General features: G+C 34.2%; 4 protein-coding genes and 1 riboswitch. All 4 genes read right to left on the bottom strand.

Going from position 1 to position 4,977, the window contains the following annotated elements; all coding sequences use genetic code 11:
* Nucleotides 1-12: 12 nt before the first annotated feature.
* Nucleotides 13-1,278 carry a voltage-gated chloride channel family protein gene (locus DOK81_RS12150; protein WP_206911208.1) on the bottom strand — a complete coding sequence of 422 codons (1,266 nt, stop codon included), beginning with the start codon at nt 1,276-1,278 and terminating at the stop codon, nt 13-15.
* 53 nt (nt 1,279-1,331) lie between these two features.
* A riboswitch (Fluoride riboswitch) is annotated at nt 1,332-1,396 on the bottom strand.
* A 41-nt stretch (nt 1,397-1,437) separates the two neighbouring features.
* Entirely contained in the window at nt 1,438-2,085 is a 648-nt protein-coding gene (locus tag DOK81_RS12145) for a FusB/FusC family EF-G-binding protein (RefSeq protein ID WP_206911206.1), read from the bottom strand.
* 478 nt (nt 2,086-2,563) lie between these two features.
* Complete coding sequence (locus tag DOK81_RS12140; protein WP_242590031.1) at nt 2,564-4,582, bottom strand: putative mucin/carbohydrate-binding domain-containing protein; 2,019 nt, start codon at nt 4,580-4,582, stop codon at nt 2,564-2,566.
* Between the two features lie 50 nt (nt 4,583-4,632).
* Nucleotides 4,633-4,977, bottom strand: a 345-nt coding sequence (locus tag DOK81_RS12135) for an immunoglobulin-like domain-containing protein (RefSeq protein WP_347401450.1), incomplete at its 5' end; no start/stop codon positions are given.

The raw sequence follows: 4,977 nt of genomic DNA, 5'->3' as shown, positions 1-4,977 counted from the left end.
TAGACTTGCTTTTTATTTATGCCTGTTGCGAAACGATTCAAGTAATGGGGTAAAGAAAACCCCTTTTTTTACAGTAATTTGTTGAGCAGAATAAATCCCATTGTTTCCAGAACACATAAAGCTGACTAAACATATCAAAAAGAAATACACAGCGGCTTCACTACCAAACAATTCGATTCCCATAATAAAACAAGCTATTGGTGTATTCGTCGCACCAGAAAACACACCAATGAAGCCAAGCCCAGCTAGAAATGGGACGGACATGTGTAAGATTGGTGCCAAACTTGCACCTAATGTTGCACCAATTTCAAAAAGAGGCGTCACTTCTCCACCTTGGAATCCAGCACCTAACGATAGAATCGTAAAGCCAAGTTTTCCTAAAAAGTCAAATGGATGCGCATTGCCATTAAAAGCATCTTGCAGTAAAGGTAAGCTTAAACCAAGATAACGTTGTGTTTGTAAGACAACAGCTACCAGAACAACAATTGCTCCACCCATAAAATTTCGTAAAACAGGATTGGTAAACCAATGGGCATAAACTTTCTTCAAAAAGACGATTGAACGACTAAAAACCCAGCCACAAATTCCAAAGATGATTCCTGCCAACATTAATTTGACAAACAAACGACCACTCCATGCAGGAATTTCTCCCATTGGATAATGTGTGTGAGTGACTCCAAAACTTTCTGTCATGAGATTTGCAAAAATAGCGGCAAAGAAGCTTGGAAATAAAGCTTCTGTTCTTACTTTACCAATCGCTAAGACCTCTAATCCAAATAAAGTTCCAGCCAAAGGTGTTCCAAAAACAGAACTAAATCCTGCACTGATCCCACTGATAATCAAGATTTCTCGTTCCAATTGATCCAATTTAAATACAAGCGACAAGTTATCTGCTAAGGCTCCCCCCATTTGAACAGCCGTTCCTTCACGACCAACTGAACCACCAAATAAGTGAGTCGTGATTGTTCCAAACAAAGTCAACGGTATCAAACGCAGTGGCACTCTTTCCTCCCCACCATTTCCTTGATCGATAACTAGATTATTCCCACGACTTGAATTCCCACCATAATTTGTATATAAATAAGCAAAAACAGCACCACTTACAGGCAAAAGAAAGAATAGCCACGTATGGGTCAAGCGCAAATTAGTTACAAACGTTAAACTATTTAGGAAAAAGGCTGAAAGACTACCCATGATCACACCTAAAATAGCAGTAATCAGCAACCATTTCAGCATATAGCCTCCTATTCTGAATATATTCGTTGTTTGTTTCCCCATTAAAATTCCTCCTAAAAAAAGACACCTACTAAAAAAGAGGACACTAATCCCTTTTTTTAGTAGGCGTCATTAGTTTATTAATAAACGTTTAAAGGCGAACACCATCACCTATTCACTTCATCTAAAAATATAGCATGATTTTCTGAAAATTACAATCAACTATCGTTCTTTTTTCACGCGATGGACGAATTCATAAAATGGCTCAAGTTGCACTAACTGGTGATTACATGTATCACTATCATGACAAATATAATTGCCCTTTTTCGTATAAGTACCATCTGAGCCTGATTTTGTCGTAGAAAGAAAGAGTGAAACATTCGATGTCTTCTGGCAAATAGCACAAATCCCTTTCGTAATGGTTGGTGATAGACTACCATAGTCTCCTTGGAGTTTTCCTTCATCATAATAAAGCAAATACTTTCTTTGACTCCCAGCATCATTGAATCCTACATAAGTATGCTCTCTAAGATCGTAAGCTGACCAGTTTGGTTGTTTCAGCTTTTTCACTTTCCGAAAAATTTTGTCCACTTGCTGCTTCGAAGGTTGTTCAAAAGGTATGACATAAGTTTTTAGTTCTTCCATGACACGCTCTGCTTTTGCCCGTGTGAGCGTGACGTCCATTACAATTGCCAAAAAATCGGTAATTTCAGGTAATTCTTTCTGAATGACAGAATGAATTTTTTCAGCTGCTAATGCTTGAACTGTCTGAACCGTTTTCGGATCATTCACAGAGGAATAAGCATTAAGTAATTGATCTACTTCACGTTGAATAAAATAATATTGATATGGTTGGATTGTTGGTTTCATTTTAAGAGTCCTTTCTTCTTTCAAAAGTCATACTTTGAAGAAAAAAGTTGTTTCAACAAAGTATGTCGTTACTTGTTCAAACCCAACTCTTTTAAATAAGATACGTTATTGTGCATCTCATCATCACCCCCTTTATTTTTTATGTCGTTCTATGTAATGCCTACGCAAACAACCTTTTGTCATTAAACACTATATTTTTTCTTTCGTCAAATAGGATTCCTTTATCTTTCAACAATAAATGATAGTGCAGTCTAACTAAATAAAAAACGTTATCCAAAGTATGCCCTGTAAAGAAACACCTTTAGATAACGTATCGTTAGAAATGTTTTATATCATATTAAAAACTGAAACATTCTACAAAAAGACATTACGCTTTGCTACTAGAGTAATCGCTACTATTAAAAACGACAGGTACATTAGAACAATCAACAACTTTTAGTCAAATTAAGTCACTATTTTTCAACTGACTATCCTATAACTATTTTAACAATACCAACTGCCCGTTTTTCACTTCAAAACGAACAGTTTCTTGATTTTTTTCTAATAAATCAGGATGATTAGAAAAGAATCGATTATTGTTACGATATTCTTGATGCATCAATGTTACAATATCGCCGTCTTTTAACGAAATGATTTTTTCTTCATTTTTTTCCATATAACGATCTCCTACAAACTCTTTAAAGTAGACCTGTTCGTTCCCTCTATTAATCTGAATACTTGCATAAGGATAATTGAAATACGAATGTGGTGTACCTTTGGAAATACGTATAACTGCTTGACCATTCGAAACGTCTAGTGTTGCAAAAAGCCAATTACCGAGTCCTCCAAAGGTAATTTCTTGTAATTGATCGAAAGCTCCTTTTATTTTTAAAAGTAGCTTGTCTTTTTCTTTACTTTCAGGTAAAGCCAGTACATATTTTTTCGCGAAATCAATATCTTTTTGCATGACTTCTGGTTTAATTTTATCTGTATTTTCTTGATATAACGATTGTACAGCTTGTGCTGCTTCTTTTACATAATTTACTAATGAGATGTTTATCGTTTGATTGTCCTTCACAAACAAATAAGGTTGAGAGATATAGCCAACATTCGTATCTAATTCTAAAGAATATACGCCGTTAGGCATGTTTTCAATTGTTACACTTTCTTTATTTAAAGGAATTTCACGATACAATTGATGATCTCTATAAATTTTTAATGTCGTCCCTTCAAACAATTCTATATCAGGAAACTGTAATTTGATATCACTTGTTAGACCTAGACTATCTAATTCTTGATTGGTAACTAATGATAAAACAGAACTTAAACGATTATGTTTAGTGAATAGATCGATAGCACTCTGTAACTCTTGATCAGGAACTACTTGTGCTAAATGTGAAACCATTTGATACCCATTTTTCTCTGCAAATTTTTTCGATTCTTCTTTCACATTCATCTTCCATGCACTTAATACAGCAGAAAAATCGTATTTTTTTGGCTCTCCTAAATATTTTACAAATAAATCTGGTAATAGATAATGATCCGGATTATATCCTGATTGAGAAGCTAATTCGCGATACTTTACATAAAAGTTTTTAAACCCTTCATTACCAGATTTATCAATCAAATTAGATAAAATAATTAACTGATCTCTTAATCCTTGTTGATTATAGTTCATTGTATTTTTATCTATAAGATGTTTAATACGCATTTCTATTTCATTCTTTTTTCCATAATCATATAACCATGTATTTTTATCAGCTACATCTCTTCCAAATTTTTTGTAAGTATAAATCACACCATAAATATTGTTCCATACTTCGCCAGTGTTCATTCCTTTACTCATGAAATTTCCTTGATAACCATGACCCGTTTCATGTAACGCACCCCAACCATCTTCTAGCCAAGCATCAGCTGACTTATCTGATTGTGCTGCCCACCATTCTCCATAATATAGACCACCTGCACCATGTTTGTCTGCTTTGTAGAAAAAGCGCCGAGTTGAGGAGCGATTAATGGGATCTTGTGCACTATCTGATAAACCGATTAATTGATTGTAATAACCAATAATGTTTTCATCATACATTTGAATAACATTATTTAAATCGGCAGCTTGTACTTGATTTTTGTTTATTTCTGGAAATAAGGTTTGGAATCTCTTGCCTTGTACTAAGGCAAATCCTTTTTCATGATTCCATTTGTTTATAAAAGAACTTTTTGTAGTATTTTTTTGATATTTGGGTAATTCTCTTTTTGTTCCTTCTACAGTAAATTCAACAATTGGCGTCTCCTTATTTTTTTGAGTATAAGGAGTCTCGATAAAAGGAACTGATAACGCACTAGCAGTTAAAGATACCTCATTTTTTGAAAATTCCACTGATGATTCTGTATGTGAATCATCATTTAACAGGCGGAGTTTTAAATTTGCTTTAAAATTGGGATTAACTTGTTTAATTTTTATCTTTGATCCCTTCTCGATTTGAATGCCCAAATCTTGACGATCATGATTATTTCCCATTTTGATTCCCGCATTTAATGTATTAGTAGGTTCTTCAAGTGTAAAAATTTCTAGCTTTTTTTTTTACTTTCAATAGAGACTTGTTGTTCCGCTACTTGCTTATAATCACTACCATAGATCACAACTGACGCTTTATCTGTTGCTTTTAATCCACTCATATAATATTTGAAGGTTCCTTCTGGTAAATTGTTCATTGATACTAAGGCTTTCTTTTCGCCATTGACTACCAATCGCATATATGCGGCATCGTCACCTGTGTATGTTCCAGTCACAAATTGGCTGATTCCTTCTTTGTATGGATCAACACTTGTAATTTCTACTGGTACTTTCGCTTTTTCGATTGGCACTTCTTTTTCTGCTAACTGTTTGTAATCTTTACCATAGATCACAACTGA

Source organism: Enterococcus sp. DIV0660C (assembly GCF_017316125.1).
Lineage (GTDB): Bacteria > Bacillota > Bacilli > Lactobacillales > Enterococcaceae > Enterococcus_B.
This window is presented reverse-complemented; position numbering and strand designations above follow the sequence as displayed.